This window comes from Micromonospora sp. NPDC050695 (genome assembly GCF_040654415.1).
Classification (GTDB): Bacteria; Actinomycetota; Actinomycetes; order Mycobacteriales; family Micromonosporaceae; genus Micromonospora.
Window position 1 is genome coordinate 1 of the sequence record NZ_JBFAHZ010000148.1, and the last position, 1,494, is coordinate 1,494.

At 57.9% G+C, this 1,494-nt stretch carries 1 protein-coding gene; it reads left to right on the forward strand.

Translation table 11 applies throughout. The annotated features are described in order from the left end of the window. Window positions 1–514: 514 nt before the first annotated feature. The coding region (locus tag AB0H52_RS31995) for a hypothetical protein (protein ID WP_357952031.1) at window positions 515–1,494 on the forward strand (980 nt) is incomplete at its 3' end.

Consider the following 1,494-nt stretch of genomic DNA (forward strand, 5'->3'; position numbering starts at 1 on the left):
ACCCCAGATGGCGCGTGGACGACTGAACAACGGTGCTCCGCCCCCAGTGCCCCTTCGTTGTCTCCTTCTGTCCGACTTGGTAAGGGTTTGCTAGATGCCGTAGACGGTGAAGACCTCAGCGCGGCCGTGGAGGTCATGGCGGGCGTGGGCGATGTTGGCGCGTCCGGCGAGCCGGTTTGGTTCCGATAGCTAGGTTACGGAAGGTAGCCAGGGTGCGTGGTGCGGTGTCGGTCCTGAGCATGTTCGTCGACATCGACTCGCTGCTGCGCCCGGGTACGGTCCTGTTCTGGGTCATGGGTCTTCGTAAACTCCATGATCACCAAAGGGTCGCACCCGTCCTACTTGGACCCTGACCTCACTGATCCCATCCCCACCCCCCAGGTCGGACACCCCCCAACCGACTACGCGATAGCCCTGTTCGGATGACAGGCCCGATCGAGGTTGAACCGGCGGCCCCGCGCATCCGTTGTGTAGGAAGACTTCGAAATTTGACTGCAAAGGCGGCTAACTAGGAATGGACAAAGATAAGAGCAAGGGCCATGTTTTGGCATGGGCCGCTGCAAATCAGAGTGGCCACGATGTGAGTATTAATGAGTACGCAGAGGCATACTTTATCCCCTATACGACACTGCATAGATGGATATCCGGAGGGATCCGTGATGTTACGTTCACGGTTGACCAGCAGGCGTTCATAGACACGGCAAAGGGGCATGCGTCCCATCAGTTCTATGAGCTCTCCGACCGCAAGAACCATGCCTTGAGATGGGCGCATGCGAATCAGGGCGGCGCCGTCATGGGTTATACCGACTATGCGCGGCGGTACAATGTGGACATCAATAACCTGTTTCGCTGGGTTTCTGGAGGGGGCGGGGTTACGTTCGAGCCTGATGAGCAGGAGCTCATAAACAAGGCAAAGCAGTATTGGGCCCATAAGCAATACACGCCCGGCGAGCGCAAGAGCCATGCCTTGGCGTGGGCGGCTGCGAATCGGAGCGGCCCCGCCATGAGTTATCACGAATATGAGCGGCGGTACAATGTGGTCCACGTGAACCTGATTCGCTGGGTTTCTGGAGGGAGCGGGGTTACGTTCACGCCTGAAGAGCAGGAGCTCATAAACAAGGCAAAGCAGTATTGGGCCCATAAGCAATACACGGCCAGCGAGCGCAAGAGCCATGCCTTGGCGTGGGCGGCTGCGAATCGGAGCGGCCCCGTCATGAGTTATCACGAATACGCAGAGCAACACAATGTGGAACTCACGACCCTGATTCGCTGGGTTTCTGGAGGGAGCGGGGTTACGTTCGAGCCTGATGAGCAGGAGCTCATAAACAAGGCAAAGCAGCGACAAGTTTCGTTGTCGACCATAAATGAAACTGCCCTGGCAGCGGTTGGTGCCAACAAAAAATATGCGTGGCTGCGTGCTCCCACCAGCGCCACCTCTGCTTCCACCAGCAACACATCGCCGACGTTGCCGATGCACACCGGCTACGAGCAGGT